14 protein-coding genes are annotated in these 17,332 nt (G+C 70.3%); 11 read left to right on the plus strand and 3 right to left on the minus strand.

Translation table 11 applies throughout. The annotated features are described in order from the left end of the window. Positions 1–38 precede the first annotated feature (38 nt). The 3 genes from pyk to EZ216_RS12665 all read left to right on the plus strand — a co-directional run bounded on the left by pyk (position 39) and on the right by EZ216_RS12665 (position 3,708). Complete coding sequence (gene pyk, locus EZ216_RS12655; protein ID WP_135250121.1) at positions 39–1,472, plus strand: pyruvate kinase; 1,434 nt, start codon at positions 39–41, stop codon at positions 1,470–1,472. Positions 1,473–1,663: 191 nt separating this feature from the next. Then, positions 1,664–2,728: a class II fructose-bisphosphate aldolase gene (fba, locus tag EZ216_RS12660; RefSeq protein ID WP_135250122.1), complete on the plus strand. Its 1,065-nt coding sequence runs from the start codon at positions 1,664–1,666 to the stop codon at positions 2,726–2,728. Positions 2,729–2,799: 71 nt separating this feature from the next. Continuing rightward, on the plus strand, positions 2,800–3,708 hold the full coding sequence (locus EZ216_RS12665; RefSeq protein WP_135250123.1) for a phosphoribosylaminoimidazolesuccinocarboxamide synthase: 909 nt from the start codon (positions 2,800–2,802) through the stop codon (positions 3,706–3,708). Positions 3,709–3,852: 144 nt separating this feature from the next. On the opposite strand, the gene trxA is transcribed toward EZ216_RS12665, so the two are convergent. Further along, complete coding sequence (gene trxA, locus EZ216_RS12670; protein ID WP_135250124.1) at positions 3,853–4,752, minus strand: thioredoxin; 900 nt, start codon at positions 4,750–4,752, stop codon at positions 3,853–3,855. Between the two features lie 46 nt (positions 4,753–4,798). Between trxA and purE the strand changes: the two genes are divergently transcribed. From purE to EZ216_RS12690, 4 genes are read left to right on the plus strand one after another with little or no spacing between them, the layout of a single operon-like run. Further along, positions 4,799–5,293 carry a 5-(carboxyamino)imidazole ribonucleotide mutase gene (gene purE / locus EZ216_RS12675; RefSeq protein WP_135250125.1) on the plus strand — a complete coding sequence of 165 codons (495 nt, stop codon included), beginning with the start codon at positions 4,799–4,801 and terminating at the stop codon, positions 5,291–5,293. Then, positions 5,290–6,462 (plus strand): 5-(carboxyamino)imidazole ribonucleotide synthase, encoded by a 1,173-nt coding sequence (locus EZ216_RS12680; RefSeq protein WP_135250126.1) that lies wholly within the window; start codon positions 5,290–5,292, stop codon positions 6,460–6,462. The genes purE and EZ216_RS12680 overlap by 4 nt, the downstream gene beginning before the upstream one ends. Before the next feature lie 3 nt (positions 6,463–6,465). Next, the gene (locus EZ216_RS12685) at positions 6,466–7,458 is read left to right on the plus strand and encodes an L-threonylcarbamoyladenylate synthase (protein WP_135250127.1); all 993 of its coding nucleotides are present in this window, start codon (positions 6,466–6,468) and stop codon (positions 7,456–7,458) included. Between the two features lie 44 nt (positions 7,459–7,502). Then, complete coding sequence (locus tag EZ216_RS12690; protein ID WP_135250128.1) at positions 7,503–8,450, plus strand: SGNH/GDSL hydrolase family protein; 948 nt, start codon at positions 7,503–7,505, stop codon at positions 8,448–8,450. 43 nt (positions 8,451–8,493) lie between these two features. On the opposite strand, the gene dacB is transcribed toward EZ216_RS12690, so the two are convergent. Further along, on the minus strand, positions 8,494–9,873 hold the full coding sequence (gene dacB / locus EZ216_RS12695; RefSeq protein ID WP_135250129.1) for a D-alanyl-D-alanine carboxypeptidase/D-alanyl-D-alanine endopeptidase: 1,380 nt from the start codon (positions 9,871–9,873) through the stop codon (positions 8,494–8,496). A gap of 49 nt (positions 9,874–9,922) precedes the next feature. Between dacB and tsaB the strand changes: the two genes are divergently transcribed. The 3 genes from tsaB to EZ216_RS12710 are packed head-to-tail and all read left to right on the plus strand — an operon-like array spanning position 9,923 to position 11,852. Then, the gene (gene tsaB / locus EZ216_RS12700) at positions 9,923–10,621 is read left to right on the plus strand and encodes a tRNA (adenosine(37)-N6)-threonylcarbamoyltransferase complex dimerization subunit type 1 TsaB (RefSeq protein ID WP_135250130.1); all 699 of its coding nucleotides are present in this window, start codon (positions 9,923–9,925) and stop codon (positions 10,619–10,621) included. After that, a complete protein-coding gene (gene rimI, locus EZ216_RS12705) occupies positions 10,618–11,085 on the plus strand; it encodes a ribosomal protein S18-alanine N-acetyltransferase (RefSeq protein WP_135250131.1) in 468 nt (155 codons plus the stop codon). Before tsaB ends, rimI begins: the two co-directional genes overlap by 4 nt. 8 nt (positions 11,086–11,093) lie before the next feature. Continuing rightward, positions 11,094–11,852 (plus strand): uracil-DNA glycosylase, encoded by a 759-nt coding sequence (locus EZ216_RS12710; protein ID WP_135250132.1) that lies wholly within the window; start codon positions 11,094–11,096, stop codon positions 11,850–11,852. 1 nt (position 11,853) lies between these two features. On the opposite strand, the gene EZ216_RS12715 is transcribed toward EZ216_RS12710, so the two are convergent. Continuing rightward, positions 11,854–12,822 carry a GlcNAc-transferase family protein gene (locus EZ216_RS12715; RefSeq protein ID WP_135250133.1) on the minus strand — a complete coding sequence of 323 codons (969 nt, stop codon included), beginning with the start codon at positions 12,820–12,822 and terminating at the stop codon, positions 11,854–11,856. A 227-nt stretch (positions 12,823–13,049) separates the two neighbouring features. Here EZ216_RS12715 and EZ216_RS12720 point away from each other — a divergent pair, with 227 nt between their 5' ends. Then, positions 13,050–17,306 carry a two-partner secretion domain-containing protein gene (locus EZ216_RS12720; RefSeq protein WP_167772885.1) on the plus strand — a complete coding sequence of 1,419 codons (4,257 nt, stop codon included), beginning with the start codon at positions 13,050–13,052 and terminating at the stop codon, positions 17,304–17,306. Positions 17,307–17,332 lie beyond the last annotated feature (26 nt).

Raw genomic sequence — 17,332 nt, forward strand, 5'->3', positions numbered from 1 at the left:
GAGAATGCCGCCCACCGCATTCTCTCCAGGACGCCTTCATGGCCCGACGCGCCACCAAGATCGTTGCCACCCTCGGCCCCGCCTCCAGCGACCCCAAGCTGCTGGAGCAGATGATCCGCGCCGGCGTGAACGTCGTGCGCCTGAACTTCAGCCACGGCAAGGCGCAGGACCACATCGACCGCGCCAACCTTGTTCGTGAAGTTGCGCAGCGCGCCGGCCGCGAGGTGGCCATCATGGCCGACCTGCAGGGTCCCAAGATCCGCGTGGGCAAGTTCGCCGAAGGCAAGGTGCAGCTCGAGCCGGGCCACCAGTTCGTGCTGGACGCGTCGCGCACCGAACTCGGTGACATCAACGGCGTCGGCCTGGACTACAAGGAGCTTCCGCGCGACGTGAAGCCGGGCGACACGCTGCTGCTGAACGACGGCCTCATCGTGCTGACCGTCGACAACGTGGCCGGCGACAAGGTGCACACCACCGTGAAGCTGGGCGGCGAGCTGTCCAACAACAAGGGCATCAACAAGCAGGGCGGTGGCCTGTCGGCGCCCGCGTTGACCGCCAAGGACATGGAAGACATCCGCACCGCGATGAGCTTCCAGGCCGACTACGTCGCCGTGAGCTTTCCCAAGACGGCCACTGACATGGAGATGGCGCGCCAGCTGTGCAACGTGGCGGCCGCCGACTACCGGCACAAGCCGGGGCTCATCGCCAAGATCGAGCGCGCCGAAGCCATCCCCAACCTCGAGTCCATCCTGAAGGCCAGTGACGGCGTGATGGTGGCGCGCGGCGACCTGGCGGTGGAAGTGGGCAACGCGGCCGTGCCGGCGATCCAGAAACGCATGATCCGGCTCGCGCGCAGCTGCGACAAGGTCGTCATCACGGCCACGCAGATGATGGAGTCGATGATCACCAACCCCGTGCCCACGCGCGCCGAGGTGAGCGACGTGGCCAACGCGGTGCTGGACGGCACCGACGCGGTGATGCTCAGCGCCGAAACCGCCGCGGGCAAGTACCCGCTGGAGACGGTGATCGAGATGGCCAACATCTGCGCCGAGGCGGAAATGGCCGAGGACGTGAAGCTGGACGCCGACTTCACCGGCATGGACTTCTCGCGCATCGACCAGTCCATCGCCATGGGCGCGCTCTTCACCGCGCACCACCTCGGCTGCAAGGCCATCGTGGCGCTCACCGACTCGGGCTCGACCGCGCTGTGGATGAGCCGCCACCGCATCCACGTGCCCATCTACGCGCTGACGCCCAAGGTGGCCACGCAGCGCAAGATGGCGCTGTACCGCAACGTGCGGCCGCTGCTCATGGACCAGAGCGCCGAGCGCGACACCGCGCTGGGTGACGCCGAGGCGCACCTGAAGAAGCGCGGCATCGTCGCTTCCGGCGACATCTACGCCATCACGTGCGGCGAGCCCATGGGTGCCCCGGGCGGCACCAACATGCTCAAGATCTGCCGCGTGCAGTGACGCCACGCGCTGCCCGGCAGCGCCGCCGTTGAGGTAAACCGCGCGGTGAGCGCACGCGCGCACCGCGTCCATGACCCGCCCGGGCGAGGCGCCAAGTCCCCCGCGAGGCAACCCCACCGGTAAAATTCCACGCAGTTCCCGCCCTGCGCCGCGCGCGGGCGCCGACGGTTTCACATTCCAAGGACTGCACCATGCCACTCGTTTCCATGCGCGAACTGCTGGACCATGCCGCCGAGAACGGCTATGGCATCCCGGCCTTCAACGTCAACAACCTCGAGCAGGTGCAGGCGGTGATGGAAGCCGCCAAGGAAACCGGCTCGCCGGTCATCCTGCAGGCCAGCGCCGGCGCCCGCAAATACGCCGGCGAGCCTTTCGTGAAGCACCTGATCCAGGCCGCGCTGGAGGCCTACCCCGAGATCCCGCTGGTGATGCACCAGGACCATGGCCAGAGCCCCGACGTGTGCGCGGGCGCCATCAAGCTGGGCTTCTCCTCGGTGATGATGGACGGCTCGCTGGAAGCCGACGGCAAGACCATCGCGAGCTACGACTACAACGTCGACGTGACGAAGAAGGTCGTCGAGATGGCGCACAAGCTGGGCGTCACCGTCGAAGGCGAACTCGGTTGCCTGGGCTCCCTGGAGACGATGAAGGGCGACAAGGAAGACGGCCACGGCACGGATTCCACGATGACGCGCGAGCAGCTGCTGACCGACCCCGAGCAGGCCGCCGATTTCGTGAAGAAGACCCAGCTGGACGCGCTGGCCATCGCCATCGGCACCAGCCACGGCGCGTACAAGTTCTCGCGCAAGCCCACGGGCGACATCCTGGCCATCGACCGCATCAAGGAAATCCACCGCCGCATCCCCAGCACGCACCTGGTGATGCACGGCTCTTCGTCCGTGCCGCAGGAGCTGCTCAAGCAGATCAACCAGTACGGCGGCAAGATGAAGGAAACCTACGGCGTGCCGGTCGAGGAGATCCAGGAAGCCATCAAGCACGGCGTGCGCAAGATCAACATCGACACCGACATCCGCCTGGCCATGACCGGCGCGGTGCGCAAGTTCTTGGCCGAGAACCTGGACAAGTTCGACATGCGCGAATGGATGAAGCCGGCGCGCGAAGCCGCCAAGCAGGTCTGCAGGCAGCGCTACATCGAGTTCGGCTGCGAAGGCCAGGCGCCCAAGATCAAGGGCCACACGCTGCAGGTCGTCGCGCAGAAGTACGAGCGCGGCGAGCTGGCGCAGACGGTGAACTGACTGTCCCCGCGATAATGGAGCGGCCCGCCTGCCAGCGGGCCGTTTTGCTTTTTCCCCCGAGCCGCACAGCCATGACTTCCGCCCTGCACACCTCTTCGCTCACCTCGCTGCCGCTGCTGGCGCGCGGCAAGGTCCGCGACAACTACGCCGTGGGCAGCGACCGCATCCTGATGGTCGCCAGCGACCGCATCTCGGCGTTCGACGTCATCATGGGCGAACCCATCCCCGGCAAGGGCGCGCTGCTGACGCAGATGGCCATGTTCTGGTTCGGCAGGCTCGCGGGCATGTGCCCCAACCACCTCACCGGCGAGACGCCCGAAAGCGTGGTGACCTCGGCCGAGGCGCAGCAGGTGGTAGGCCGCTCGATGCTGGTCAAGCGGCTCAAGCCCATCCCCGTCGAGGCGGTGGTGCGCGGCTACCTGGCGGGCAGCGGCTGGAAGGAATACCAGGAGTCGCGCTCGGTGTGCGGCGTGCAGCTGCCCGAAGGCCTGACCAACGCGGCGCGCCTGCCGCAGCCGATCTACACACCGGCCGCCAAGGCCGAGGCCGGCGAGCACGACGAGAACATCACCTACGAGCGCACCGTGCAGATGGTGGGCGCCGACGTCGCGGCGAAGATCCGCGACATCAGCATCGCGCTGTACGAAGCGGCCGCGAAGATCGCGCTGGCCAAGGGCATGATCATCGCGGACACCAAGTTCGAGTTCGGCCTCGACGAGAAGGGCCAGGTCGTGCTGATGGACGAGGTGCTGACGCCCGACTCTTCCCGCTACTGGCCGGTGGAAGGCTACGAAGAGGCGCTGCGCGAAGGCCGCAACCCGCCCAGCTTCGACAAGCAGTACCTGCGCGACTGGCTGGAGCAGGTGCGCATCAACGGCAAGCCCTGGGACAAGACGCCGCCGGCGCCGCGCCTGTCGCAGGAAGTGGTGGAGCGCACCGCGGCCAAGTACCGCGAGGCGCTGGAGCGGCTGACGGCTTGAGCCGCCCCGCTCGCCCTATCCCCCGCGCCGTTTCCCCGCACCGTTCGCCCTGAGCTTGTCGAAGGGTAGTCCCCAGGCTTCGACAAGCTCAGCCCGAACGGGATGGGCATCGGAACGGTACGGGTGCCCAGCGGTTCGGGATACTCAGGACAGCACGACGCTCGACAACCGGCGGCGGTACGTCGCCACCGTCGGGTCTTCCGCCGGGATCTGCCCTTCCGCGACCTTGGCCTTCGGCGGCTCGATGAGGTCCAGGATCGCGATGTAGGCCTTGCGCGCGGCGTCCTCGTTCCAGGCCTTGTCGCGCATCAGGATTTCCAGCAGCTCGTCCATCGCGTCGGTCCAGCGGCGCTGCGCGGCCAGCACGCGCGCGCGGCCGAAGCGGGCTTCGAAGTCGCGCTTGCCGGCGGCGATCTTCGCGTCGAAGCCGGCGATGGCCTTGGCGGCATCGCCCTGCGACGCGGCGAACTCCATCATGTCGATGGCGAGCTGCAGCGAATCGAGCACGCGCACGCCTGCGACCTTGGACGCCACCGGCGCGAAAGCCGTCTTCGCATCGGCCACGCGGCCCGCCAGCAGCAGCGCCTTCACGTACTCGGCGCGCGCATCGTCGTCGGACGGATTGGTGACCACCGCGTGCTGCAGTTTTTCCAGCTGGCCTTCGGCATCCAGCGGCGCGGCCTCTTCTTCCTCGATGACCTCCTCGTCTTGCTCACCCGCGGGCGGCACGTGCTTGTCGAGGAACTGCCGCAGCTGGCCTTCCGGCACCGCGCCCATGAAGCCGTCGACCGGCTGGCCGTTCATCAGCAGGATGCAGGTGGGGATGCTGCGGATGCCGAAGGCGGCGGCCAGCTGCTGCTCGTCGTCGGAGTTGATCTTCACCAGCTTGAAGCGGCCGGCGTATTCCGTCTCCAGCTTCTCCAGGAGGGGGCCGATGGTCTTGCAGGGGCCGCACCACGGGGCCCAGAAGTCCACCAGCACGGGCTGGGTCATGGAGGCGGCGATGACTTCGGTTTCGAAGTTCTCGATGGTGGCGTCGATCATGGCAAGTGTGGTGTAACCGTAGAATCCGGCCTTTAGGAGCAGCTCAATGCCCCCGGTCCAGGTCGGCGTGGTGATGGGGTCCAGCAGCGACTGGGAGACCCTGCAGCACGCAGTGCAGATTCTCCAGGAATTCGGCATCGCCCATGAGGCGAGGGTCGTCTCGGCCCACCGCATGCCGGACGACATGTTCGCCTACGCCGAACAGGCGGCGGGCCGCGGCCTGAAGGCCATCATTGCCGGCGCCGGCGGCGCGGCTCATCTGCCGGGCATGCTGGCCGCCAAGACCACGGTGCCGGTGCTGGGCGTCCCGGTCCCCAGCCGCCACCTGCAGGGCGTCGATTCGCTGCACAGCATCGTGCAGATGCCCAAGGGCGTCCCGGTGGCCACCTTCGCCATCGGCGCGGCCGGCGCGGCCAATGCGGCGCTGTTCGCGGTCGCCATGCTCGCCACGGACGACGCCCGGCTGCGCACGCAGCTGGAAACCTTCCGCACGCGCCAGACCGAAGCGGCGCGCGCGATGACGCTGCCGCCGGCGGCATGACCTCTTCCGTTCCCGGACATCCGCTCGCGCCCGGCGCCACGCTGGGCGTGATGGGCGGCGGCCAGCTCGGCCGCATGTTCGTGCACGCGGCGCAGCGGCTGGGTTACGCCACGGCCGTGCTCGATCCCGACGAAGCCAGCCCGGCCGGCCTGGTCAGCCACCATCACGTGCAGGCTGGCTACCTCGACGAGGCCGGGCTGCACCGGCTGGCGCAAGTGGCCGACGCCATCACCACCGAGTTCGAGAACGTGCCGGCCGAGGCACTGACCGGGCTGGCGGAACGGCGCTTCGTCGCGCCCGCGGCCGATGCGGTGTCCGTGGCACAGGACCGCACCAAAGAGAAGGCGCACTTCACCCGCTGCGGCGTGCCCTGCGCGCCCAACGCGTTGATCGAAACGCCGGGCCAGCTGGCCGACGTGCCGGATGCGCTGCTGCCCGGCGTGCTGAAGACCGCGCGCCTGGGCTACGACGGCAAGGGCCAGGTGCGCGTGGCCGACCGCGCGGCGCTCGCGAAAGCCTGGGACGAACTCAAGCGCGTGCCTTGCGTGCTGGAAAAACTGCTGCCGCTCGCCTCCGAGATTTCGGTCGTCGTGGCGCGCGGCGCCGACGGCGCGATGGTCCACCTGCCGGTGCAGAAGAACCTGCACCGCGCGGGCATCCTGGCCGTCACCGAGGTGGGCGAAGGCGTGGTGCCAGGCGCACTGGCGCAGCAGGCGATCGAGTCCACGCGCGCCATCGCGCAAGGCTTGGACTACGTCGGCGTGCTGTGCGTGGAATTCTTCGTGCTGCAGGACGGCTCGCTGGTCGTCAACGAGATGGCGCCGCGCCCGCACAACAGCGGCCACTGGAGCATGGACGGCGCCGACGTGTCGCAGTTCGAACTGCAGGTGCGCACGCTGGCGGGCCTGCCGTTGGCGGCCCCGCGCCAGCACAGCCACGCGATCATGCTCAACCTGTTGGGCGACCTTTGGTTCGCCAGCGGCGCGGAACGCACGCCGCCGTGGGCCGACGTGCTCGCGCTGCCCGGTGCGCACCTGCACCTGTACGGCAAGGCCAGCGCGCGGCCCGGCCGCAAGATGGGCCACCTGACGTTCACCGCCGCGGATGCGGCACAGGCGCGCACCACGGCGCTGCGCGCGTGCGGGCTGCTGGGGCTCGAAACGTTCTGAGCCATGGTCCGCGACCCGAGTGACCCCGCGGCGCTGCAGGAGGCGGTGCGCCGCCTGCAGGCGGGCGAGCTGGTCGCCTTCGCCACGGAAACCGTCTACGGCCTCGGCGCCGATGCTTCGCGCGACGAAGCCGTGGCGCGCATCTTCGAGGCCAAGGGCCGGCCCAGCGACCATCCGCTGATCGTGCATGTGCCGGACGCTTCGCGCGTCGGCGACTTCGCCGCGTCCGTGCCGCCGTTCGCGCAGAAGCTGATCGACGCGTTCTGGCCGGGTCCGCTGACGTTGATCCTGCCGCGCCGCCCGGAAGTGGCGCGCGCCGCGGCGGGCGGCCAGTCGTCGATCGGATTGCGCTGTCCCTCGCACCCGGTCGCACACGCGCTCTTGCGCGCTTGCGCGGACGCGCAGCCGCCCGTTCCCGGACTCGCGGCGCCCAGCGCCAACAAGTTCGGCCGCGTCAGCCCCACCAGCGCGCAGCACGTGGCATCGGAGTTCGGCGACGGCCTGCTGGTGCTGGACGGCGGACCGTGCGAGGTCGGCATCGAATCCGCCATCGTCGACTGCACCCGCGGGCGTCCCGTGCTGCTGCGCCCGGGCGTTCTCACGGCGGCGCAGATCGAGTCGGCCTGCGGCGAGCCGCTGGTCCGGCCAGAAGACCTGCCCGGCGCGCCGCGCGCTTCGGGCACGCTGGAAGCGCACTACGCGCCGCGCGCGAAGGTGCGCCTGATGGACGCGCGCGGGCTGCAGACCGCGCTGGATCTGCTGGGCGGCCAGGCGGCCAACATCGCCACGTATTCCCGCGCCATCCTGCAGACGCGATCGGAGCGCGTGCTGCGCCGGCGCATGCCGGACGACGCCGTCGAAGCCGCCCGGCAGCTGTTCGCGGTGCTGCGCGACTTCGACGACCAGGGCGTGCAGTTGATCTGGGTCGAGGCGCCGCCGGAGGACGCCGAATGGGACGGCGTGCGCGACCGCCTGGCCCGCGCGGCCGCCGCCTGAGCGGTCGTTACACTATCCGGGCTTTCGAAGACGGAGATTCCCCCATGCCTTTCCAGCGCTTGCGCCGCGCCTTGTTGCCGGCCGCCTGTGCCGTTTCGCTGCTGCTCGCCGCCTGCGGCGGCGGCAAAGTCGTGTCCCAGTTCGCCCCGGCGCGAGCCGTCGCCCTGGGCGATGCGTTCTCGGACGCGGGCCGGCGCGGCTCGCAGTACTCGATCAACGACAGCACCACCAGCAACTGGACGCAGCGCCTGGCCGCGAACTACAACCTGTCGCTGGCGTCCACGGCTTCCGGCGGCAACTCCTATGCCATCGGCAGCGCCCGGGTTGCCCTGCAGCCGGACGCGCAAGGCAATGCGGCCACTCCCACGGTGACCGACCAGGTGACGGCTTATCTGACCTCTGGCGTCCAAAGCGACGACCTGGTGATCATCGGCGCCGGCACGGCGGACCTCATCGTCGAGGAGCAGGCGGCGATCGCCGGCACGCAAAGCGATGCCCAGGCGAACGCCAATGTCCGCCAGGCCGGCACGCAGCTGGGCGCGCAGATCAAGCGCCTGGTCGATGCGGGCGTCAAGCACATCATCGTCGCGGGCGTGTACAACATCGGCCGCTCGCCGTGGGCGATCGCCACCGGTCGCGCTGTCGCGATGGAGGCTCTGGCCACCAACTTCAACGACGGCCTGAAGATCGCCATCGTCGACCTCGGCGCCAATGTGCTCTACGTGGATGCCGCGCTCCAGTTCAACCTGGTCACCGCGTCGCCCGCCACGTATGGCTACACGGACGTCACCACCGTGACCTGCAATTCCGTCGATCCCGGCGTGGGCATCGGCATCGGCGCGGGCCAGGTCAACTCCGCGCTGTGCACCGGCGCAACGCTGACCACCGGTTCCCCCGGCAGCTTCCTGTTCGCGGACAAGGTGTACCTCACGCCGGCCGGCAATGCCACGCTCGGCGACTATGCTTTCCAGCGTTCGAAGGACCGCTGGTAAGCATCCCGGCGCGCGATACGTAAGGGCCCTGCGGGGCCCTTCTTCATTTCGCCGCCAGCCAGGCCAGCACGGCCTCGATCACCGGGCGCATGCCGCCGGCATTGGGGTGGTTGGCGATGGCCACCAGCACCAAGCGGCGGCCGCCGGGCAGGTGCACGTAGCCGGCCACGCCCTGCACGTCACGCAGGCTGCCGCTTTTCAGGTGCGCGCCGAGGGCCGCCTTCGTGCGCCGCAGCGTGCCGTCGGTGCCGGCCACCGGCAGCGATGCCGCCAGTTCCGGCATCAGCGGCGAGGCCCACGCGTACTGCAGCAGCTGCGCCAGTTGCGCGGCGGTGATGCGCTCGTCGCGCGAAAGTCCAGAGCCGTTGTCGAACTGCGGCGGCTCACCGGCGAAGCGCTCGCGCCACCACGCGCGCAGCAGCTCGCGCGAGCCTTGGCGCGAGCCCATGCCGCGCGCCTTCAGGCTCAGCGTGAGGAACACCTGCTGCGCCATCACGTTGTTGCTGTACTTGTTGATGTCGCGGACCACCTCGGCCAGCGAGGGTGAAACCGATTCGGCGATGGGCCCCAGGCCCGTGGGCGCCCGGCCTTCGCGCACCTGTCCGCCGACGGTGCCGCCCGCCTCCTGCCACATGGACGCCACCAGCCGCGCCGTATAGCCGGCGCCATCGGGCGCGGCGATGGGCCAGGTGCGCTCGCCGCACGCCGCGGCATACGAGCCGCCGAACTGCGCGCGGGTGGGAGCGGGAAAGGCCAGCAGCAGCCCCGTGCGCCAGTCGCCGCAATCGCCCGCGGCCAGCGGCACGGTGGCGGGAAACTCGACGCCGGCCAGGGGCGGTTCCGCAACCACCCGCGCCGTGCCGCCCGGCTGCGGCGTGAACGTCAGCGCCACGGCCTTGAAGTTGAGCAGCAGCGCGTCGGGCAGCGCGTTGTACGGGCGCAGCGGTTCGCCGTCGAAAGCCGCCGGGTCGCCCGCGATCGGCTCGAAAGCGCTGCGGTCCAGCACGATGTCGCCCGCGACGCGGTCGATGCCCAGTGCGTGCAGGCGGCGGATCAGCAGCCACAGCCGCTCGTGCACCAGCTTCGGATCGCCCTGGCCCTTGAGGTAAAGATTGCCTTGCAGGACGCGCCCGACGATGGGCCCGTCCACGTAGACAGGCGTGGACCACGTGAAGGCGGGCCCCAGCAGTTCCAGCGCGGCGAAGGTGGTGGCCAGCTTGGCGATCGACGCCGGGTTCATCGGCGCGTTGACCCGGTGCGCCAGGCGCGGCGGCACGGCAGGGTCCACGTCGGCCACCAGCAGGGTGACGGCGTCGCGCGGCAGGCGGGCGCGGGCCAGCGCGGCGTCCACCTCCGCAGGGAGCGGCTGCGCCGCCGAAACCGAACACCACCAGGCGGCCACGAGCAGGAACAGCAAGCGCATCGGGGCGATTATCCCGGCTCGATAATCGGGGTTTCCCCCGCGCGCGCCCTTGAACCTCCTCGCCTTCGATACCAGCACCGAAACGATGACGCTGGCGGTGCGCGCCGGCAGCGCCGTGCTGCAGCGGCGCGAGGCGGGCGGCGCGCGCGCGTCCGCGACGCTCATCCCGATGGCGATGGCCATGCTGGCGGAAGCCGGCCTCTCGCTGCGGCAACTCGATGCCATCGTGTTCGGGCGGGGCCCGGGATCGTTCACCGGCTTGCGCACCGCGTGCGCCGTGGCGCAGGGCCTCGCGCTGGGCGCCGACCGGCCGGTGCTGCCGGTCGAAACGCTGATGGCCGTGGCCGAGGCCGCGCGCGCGCAGGACGGCGCGGCCAACGTGCTGGCCGTGCTGGATGCGCGGATGGACGAGGTTTACGCCGCCCGCTACCGCCACGACGGGCAAGCCTGGCAACGCGAAGGCGCCATCGAGCTGATCGCGCCCGAAGCCGTGGCCTGTCCGCCCGGCACGCTGCTGGCGGGCAACGCCTTCGCCGCGTACGGCGACCGGCTGCCCGCGGCACGCCGCGTCGAAGCCCTGCCCGAAGCCAAGGCCCTGCTGAGCCTGGCGCCCGCGCTGATCGCGCGCGGCGAATCGGTGCCGGCCGAGCAGGCGCTGCCCCTGTATGTGCGCGACCGTGTCGCGCAGACCACGGCCGAGCGCGAAGCGGCGCGCGCCGCCGCTCCCCAAGCGAAAATGCCGTCATGAGCGCCGTGCTGGACACCCGCGAAGCGGGCTTCGAAGCCATGACCCTCGCCGACCTGGATTCGGTGCTGGTCATCGAGCGCGCCGCCTACGACCACCCGTGGACCGCGGGCAACTTCGCCGATTCGCTGCGCTCGGGCTACCAGGGCCAGGTGCTGCGCGCCGGCAGCGAACTGCTGGGCTATTTCGTCGCCATGAAAGGCGTGGATGAAGTCCATCTGCTCAACCTCACTGTCGCGCCCGCCTGCCAGGGCCAGGGTTGGGGCCGCCTGATGCTGGACGCGCTGGCCCTCTGGTCGCGAGGCCAGGGTGCGCAATGGCTGTGGCTGGAAGTGCGCATGGGCAACGAGCGCGCGCAGAAGGTCTACCTGCGGCACGGCTTCCGCCGCGTGGGCGAACGCCGGGGCTACTACCCGGCGTTGAACGGCCGGCGCGAAGACGCCATCGTGATGAGCCTGAAACTGTGACGCTGGCGATGGACGAACGCCGCGCGGCCATGCTGCGCGAGATGGGCATCCGGCTGCTGCCGGCGTGGGCGCTGCCTGCGCAGGAGCAGGCAGCGATCGATGCCGAAGCGGCCGAAGCGCCCGCGCTGCGCGCCGAGGTACCGGCGGTCGTCGAGGCGCCCATCGCGGTGCCGCCGGCGCGATCGCTCGGCGATCGCCCCGCGGGCGTCCCCACGCTGGACTGGCCCGAACTGGAAGCCGCCGTCGCCGGTTGCCGTGCGTGCGGGCTGTGCGAGTCGCGCCGCAACACCGTGTTCGGCGTCGGTCCCCGCCAGGCCGACTGGATGGTGATCGGCGAAGCGCCCGGCGAGAACGAGGACCTGCGGGGCGAGCCCTTCGTCGGCCAGGCCGGCAAGCTGCTGGACAACATGCTGCGCGCGCTGGGACTTGACCGCGGCCGCAACGTCTACATCGCCAACGTGCTCAAGTGCCGCCCGCCGGGCAACCGCAACCCGGAGCCGCAGGAAGTCGCGCAATGCGAGCCCTTCCTTCGCCGCCAGGTCGAGCTGGTGAAGCCGCGCATGATCCTGGCGATGGGCCGCTTCGCGGTGCAGAGCCTGTTGCAGACGCAGGAACCGGTGGGCCGCCTGCGCGGCCGCGTGCACGACTACCACGGTGTGCCGCTGGTGGTGACCTACCACCCGGCCTACCTGCTGCGCAACCTGCCGGACAAGGCCAAGGCCTGGGCCGATCTGTGCCTGGCCGCGACCACGCTGGACGCCGGTTGATTCAGTCCGCCGGCGGCGGCGGCTCGCTGCGCATTGGCTGGAAGGCCTGCGGCGACAGCGTGCGGGCCGCGTAGTCGATGCCGCACCACTGCGCGTATTGCGCCATCGTGCGCGCTTCGCCCAATCCATACACGCCCAATGGCGCGTCGTCGAACAAGGCGGCCAGCCGCCGGCGCGCCCGGTCTTCCAGTTGCCACCACGGCTGCTTGCGCGCGGCTTCGTGCGCCGCGTCCCAGTGCAGCGGGCGCGGCGGCATGCCCGAGCGGCCGTCGTTGTACAGGTGCGAGATCGGCAGGCCAGGCACGTGGAAGATGTCCCAGCCGTGCGTGAACAGGCGCGCCGCGATGGCCTGTTCCTCGCCGTGGAAGTACAGCTTCGGGTCGTAAGGGAACTGCAGCGCGAAGTGCCCCGGCGCGAAAAGGCAGCCCGCGCCCAGGTGGAAGCCCGGCACGGGCTGGTCGGTGTCCACGGGCTGGGCTTCGAACGACAGCACCGGGTGCCCCTCCTCGAACCCGGTGCCGGGCTTGATCACGTGGGCCAGCACCTTGTCCGTGGTCGGGCGCGGCACGGGGCGGCCGTTCTCGAAGGCGAAGGCGTTGGGGTAGGCCGAGAGCACGACGCCGCGCCGCCCCTGGGCCAGCGCCTTCGCCTGCGAGACCAGGCGCTCGTCCCAGCCGGGCTCGAAATCCATGTGCGAGTCCAGCTGCAGGAACCAGTCCTCGCCGTCGTACAGCGCCATCGCCAGCGCGCGCGCCCAGCACGGGCCGCGGGCGTAGATGGGCTCGATGCGCTGGTAGGTCAGGCGGGCAGGCGCCAGCAAGGCCAGCGCGGAATCGGCCGGCGGCTGCGGGCTCTGGTCCACCACCCCGAAATGCAGGTCCTGCGGCCGGCTGGCCGCAGCCCGGGCGCGCGCCAGGGTAAAGCCCAGGACCGGGTCGCAGTAGGCGGCGATGCTGACGAAGACGCTCATGGCTGGGTTGACTTTCCTGGGCCCCGGCAGATCGGCTCAGATGTGACATTTACCGCATCTAACCAGGTGGCCCTGAGCGCGGAGCGTACCGCTACCTGTAATTCGTTGCCGCTGTCGTAACGGTGTGCTACCGTCAGCTCGACCGTGGCTCTAAGTAGCCACGAAGGCATTGGCTCGTCGAAATGCGGCGGCCGCTTCGAAACCAACGACCTTCAAGAGGGCCGTCCATGACGCGACGCCAGTTCCCCCAACGCCTGCGGGCCGGCCAGGTGCCCGCGCCGGCCCCCGCGGCTGCCGGCCACCGCCCGGTGCTGCTGGCCCTGGCGCTGGCCGCGGGCTTCACCGCCGTCGCCGCGCGCGCGCAGTCGGTGCCGATCGGCGCGATCCACGGCACGGCCCGGTTCGACCAGAACGGCAACAACCTGGTGGTCACCACCACCAACGGCGCCAACAGCAACCATTCGGCCATCAACTGGCAGAGCTTCAACGTCCCGGGCGGTTCGACCACCTACTTCAACCAGCCCAACGCGGCCAGCACCTCGATCAACCGCGTGCTGGGCGCGGACCCCAGCAAAATCTTCGGCACGCTGTCGTCGAACGGCAAGCTGGTGCTGGTGAACCCGAACGGCATCGCCGTGGGCGCCGGCGCGGTGGTGGACACCGCGGGCTTCACCGCTTCGACGCTGCGCATGAGCGACGCCGATGCCATCGCCGGCCGCCTGCGCTTCGGCGACGGCACGGCCGGTGGCCCATTGCGCGTGGACGGCCGCGTGCTGGCGCGCCAGGGCAACGTGGTGCTGATCGGCAGCGACGTGCAGGTGGGCGCCGGTGCCGTGGTCGAAAGCCCCGCGGGCGCGACCGTGCTGGCCGCGGGCCAGAAGGTGGAAGTCACCGGCCGCGGGCTGGAAGGCATCTTCTTCGAGGTGCAGGCGCCGACGGATCAGGCGGTGAACCTGGGCACCTTGCGCGGCGACGCGGTCGGCGTCTTCGCCGGCACGCTGCGCCACAGCGGCCTGGTGCAGGCCACCGGCGTGACGGTGGAAGGCGGGCGCGTGGTGCTCAAGGCGAGCGAGCACGCCGAGACGTCCGGCACGACCTTGGCGCAGGGCATGAATGGCGCGGGCGGCAAGGTGGACGTGCTGGCGCGCACGGTGGGCGTGATGGACGGCGCGGCCATCGACACCTCCAACACCGCGGGCGGCGGACAGATCCGGATCGGCGGCGACTACCGCGGCGCCAGCGCCGGTGCGCCGAACGCGCAGGTGACCTACGTCGCCGAAGGCGCGACGCTGCGCGCGAATGCCACCGACAGCGGCAACGGCGGGCGCGTCATCGTCTGGGCCGACGACACCACGCGCGTGCACGGCACCATCGAGGCCAAGGGCGGTGCGAACGGTGGCAACGGCGGCTTCGTCGAGACGTCGGGCAAGCGGGTGCTGCAGGCGAGCGGCGTGAAGGTGGATGCGTCGGCCGCCAAGGGTGCGAACGGCGCCTGGCTGCTGGATCCGGCGGACATCACGATCGTCGCGGGCGGCGCCGAAGATGCGACGAGCGCGGGCGCTCCGAACGACGTGTTCTCGGCCGGCGCCGCCGGCACGTCGTACCTGCTGGCTTCCACGCTCGATGCCGCGCTGAACGGCGGCGGCACGAACGTGACGATCGAGACGAATTCCGGCACCGGCGGCACCGGCGACATCACCTTCGACACCGCGGCGGGGTCGATGACGTTCAACAAGACGACCGGCGGCACCACGAACCTGAACCTGAACGCCGACGGCGCCATCAAGTTCGTCGGCGCCGGGAGCGTGGATTTCCAGGCCACCGACGGCGGCACCGGCGTGTTGAACGTCAACTTCAACACGGCGGCGAAGTCCGTTTTCACCGACGGTCCCACCACCGTGACGGCCAGCACCGGCGGGCCGGGCAATGCGGTGAAGCTGAACCTCACGTCGGGGACGACGTGGCAGAACAACGGCAGCCTCTACCTGCGCGCCGGCAGCAAGCTGGCGGCCGCCGACGCCACGTTCGCGAACAACGGCTACGTCGAACTGGGCGACGCCAGGTTCCTGGCCGGCACGCTGACCAATGGCGGCAGCGTGATGGCGTACGGCAGCAGTGACCTGGAGACGACCCAGGGCTATGCAAGCGCCGGCAGCGGCTCGCTCGGCTTCTACGGCGGCAATCTCACGCTGGTGCAGCAGACGGGCGCACTCGTCATCAAGAGCTCCGATGACATCTCCGCCTCGGGTGCGGTGTCGCTGACGGCGCGTGGCGGTGACATCCAGGTCAACCGTGACGTCCACGGTGCTTCCATCGGCCTGGACGCGAGCGGCAACATCGCCGCCTCGGGGTCTTCGTTCTACACGGGCGGCAGCACCACGGCCGATGGCCCCGGCGTCAGCCTCAAGGCCGGCGGCAACATCGACTTCAACAGCATCTCCACGCGCTCCAGCAGCGGAAAGATCCACGGCGGCCACGTGGGCGTCGAGGCCGGCAACAACATCACCGGCTATTCGATCGACACCAGCAGCGGCAGCCTGGGCTCCGGCGGCGGCGTGTCGTTGATCGCCCGCGGCACCGGCGCGATCGATGTCGGCTACGTCGACGCGTACGGCTCCAGCTCGTACGCGCGCGGCGGCGACGGCGGCGCGGTGTCCATGACGGCCGGTGGCAACATCCATGCCTACAACATCGGCACGTACGGCGGCGATTCGTACAGCGGCAGCCTGGGCGGCGGCAATGGCGGCCTCGTCTCGCTGACCAGCCAGTTCGGCAACGTCACCGTGGACTATGCGATCGGCACGGAAGGCGGCGGCGGCAGCGGCGCGGGCGGCAACGCGAATGGCGTGTCGATCAACGCGGCCGGCACCGCACAGGTGGGCTCGATCCACGCTTACGGTGGCGACGGCGGCCCGGGCCGGGCCGGCGGCAACGGCGGCAACGTTTCGGTGACTGCGAGCGCAGTCTCGACCAGCTACGTCGATGTGTCGGGTGGCCAGGGCGGCAGTTCCAGCGACGGCACGACGCCGGGAGGCATGGGCGGCAATGGCGGCAGCGTCACCCTCGTCCAGAAGTCCGGTGACCTGGATCTCTCCAGCAAGACCATTTACGCGGCGGGCGGAACGGGCGGTGGCGGCTACAGCGGCAGCGCGGGTGGCAAGGGCGGCGCGGGCGGCGCCATCACCCTGGTCGCGCAAGGCGGTGGCGTGGTCCTCGATCCTTCCAGCAGCTCCGGCGGCTTCATCGCAGCCTTCGGCGGCCAGGGCGGCTACAGCAGCGACACCCGCGGCGGCGACGGCGGGCAAGGCGGTGCCATCGTCATCACGGCGGCGGCGAGCAGCAAGCTCCTGGGTTCGCTGGACGCGAGCGGCGGCGAAGGCGGCGAGGTCGATGCCGGCCGCGGTGGCAACGGCGGCAACGGCGGTTCCATCAACATCAACGTGGCCGGTACCCTGACCCTGGCGGGCGATGTGCTGGCCGGCGCCGGCCACGGAGGCACCGCGTACACCTACGACGCCACCGTGGGCGACTACGTGCCCGATCCTGCCCGTGCGGGCAGCAACGGGTCGACCTGGGGAACGTTCTCCACGTCCGTCTCCGGCGGCATCGTGGTGCCGTCGACGATGACGACCACGACGCGTTCCACGCCCCCGCCGAGCGGCCCGCCGGCGCTGGCGGCCGTCATGCTGGCTGCCGTGACCACGCCCACGTCCACCACCGTGCCGGCGCAGCTCTACGTCGATGCCCAGTGGACCAACAACGACGCTCTCACGCTGCAGTCCGGGTCCACCGTGCTGCTCGGCCGCTACGACCACACCACCGGCGGGCTGTCCGGCAGCGGGCAGGCGCTGGTGAACGGGCCGCAGGGCACCATCCAGGGCACCGGCACCATCGATGGCAGCGTCGCCAACTTCGGCACCGTCGCGCCCGGCGGACAGGGCGGCATCGGCCGCCTGGTGGTCACGGGCGACTATTCGCAAGGCAGCACCGGTTTCCTGCGCATGGACGTGGCCGGCAACACGACCTACGTGCCCGGCCAGACCTACGACCAGCTGGTGGTCGGCGGCACGGCCAACCTGGGTGGACAGCTGGTGGTTTCCTCGCTGCCTGCGGTGCCCACCAGCACGGTGGCGCTGGCGACGGCGCGGCAGATGGTGGCCGTGAGCGATGCGCCCACGAGCTTCTACGAGCTGATCCAGGCTTCGGCCGCGACCGGCCGCTTCTCGCGCATGTCCGGCCCCAGCGCCATCATGGCGCAGATGCGCATGAACATCGGCGGCCAGGTGATCGACATCCCCGGTGGCACCGCCGCGGGCCTGATCGCGGCCCTGCAGCAGCTGTTGCCGAACGCGACACTGGCCGACCTGCAACAGGTGCTGGTGGAGACCACCAACAACTCGTTGGGCAAGAAGGACGACAAGGAAGAGCAGGCGAAGAAGGGCGACGACATCGTCGTGACCGACACGTCCTGCAAGCCGTCCTGAGGCGGGACTCGCGCAAGCAAAAGGGC

Source organism: Ramlibacter humi (genome assembly GCF_004681975.1).
Taxonomy (GTDB): domain Bacteria; phylum Pseudomonadota; class Gammaproteobacteria; order Burkholderiales; family Burkholderiaceae_C; genus Ramlibacter; species Ramlibacter humi.

Coding starts and splice junctions, on each gene's coding strand:
- EZ216_RS12665 (WP_135250123.1), top strand. CDS start 2,800: ATGACTTCCGCCCTGCACACCTCTTCGCTCACCTCGCTGCCGCTGCTG.
- EZ216_RS12715 (WP_135250133.1), bottom strand. CDS start 12,822: ATGAGCGTCTTCGTCAGCATCGCCGCCTACTGCGACCCGGTCCTGGGC.
- pyk (WP_135250121.1), top strand. CDS start 39: ATGGCCCGACGCGCCACCAAGATCGTTGCCACCCTCGGCCCCGCCTCC.
- EZ216_RS12685 (WP_135250127.1), top strand. CDS start 6,466: ATGGTCCGCGACCCGAGTGACCCCGCGGCGCTGCAGGAGGCGGTGCGC.
- EZ216_RS12710 (WP_135250132.1), top strand. CDS start 11,094: ATGGACGAACGCCGCGCGGCCATGCTGCGCGAGATGGGCATCCGGCTG.
- EZ216_RS12680 (WP_135250126.1), top strand. CDS start 5,290: ATGACCTCTTCCGTTCCCGGACATCCGCTCGCGCCCGGCGCCACGCTG.
- rimI (WP_135250131.1), top strand. CDS start 10,618: ATGAGCGCCGTGCTGGACACCCGCGAAGCGGGCTTCGAAGCCATGACC.
- trxA (WP_135250124.1), bottom strand. CDS start 4,752: ATGATCGACGCCACCATCGAGAACTTCGAAACCGAAGTCATCGCCGCC.
- fba (WP_135250122.1), top strand. CDS start 1,664: ATGCCACTCGTTTCCATGCGCGAACTGCTGGACCATGCCGCCGAGAAC.
- dacB (WP_135250129.1), bottom strand. CDS start 9,873: ATGCGCTTGCTGTTCCTGCTCGTGGCCGCCTGGTGGTGTTCGGTTTCG.
- purE (WP_135250125.1), top strand. CDS start 4,799: ATGCCCCCGGTCCAGGTCGGCGTGGTGATGGGGTCCAGCAGCGACTGG.
- EZ216_RS12720 (WP_167772885.1), top strand. CDS start 13,050: ATGACGCGACGCCAGTTCCCCCAACGCCTGCGGGCCGGCCAGGTGCCC.
- EZ216_RS12690 (WP_135250128.1), top strand. CDS start 7,503: ATGCCTTTCCAGCGCTTGCGCCGCGCCTTGTTGCCGGCCGCCTGTGCC.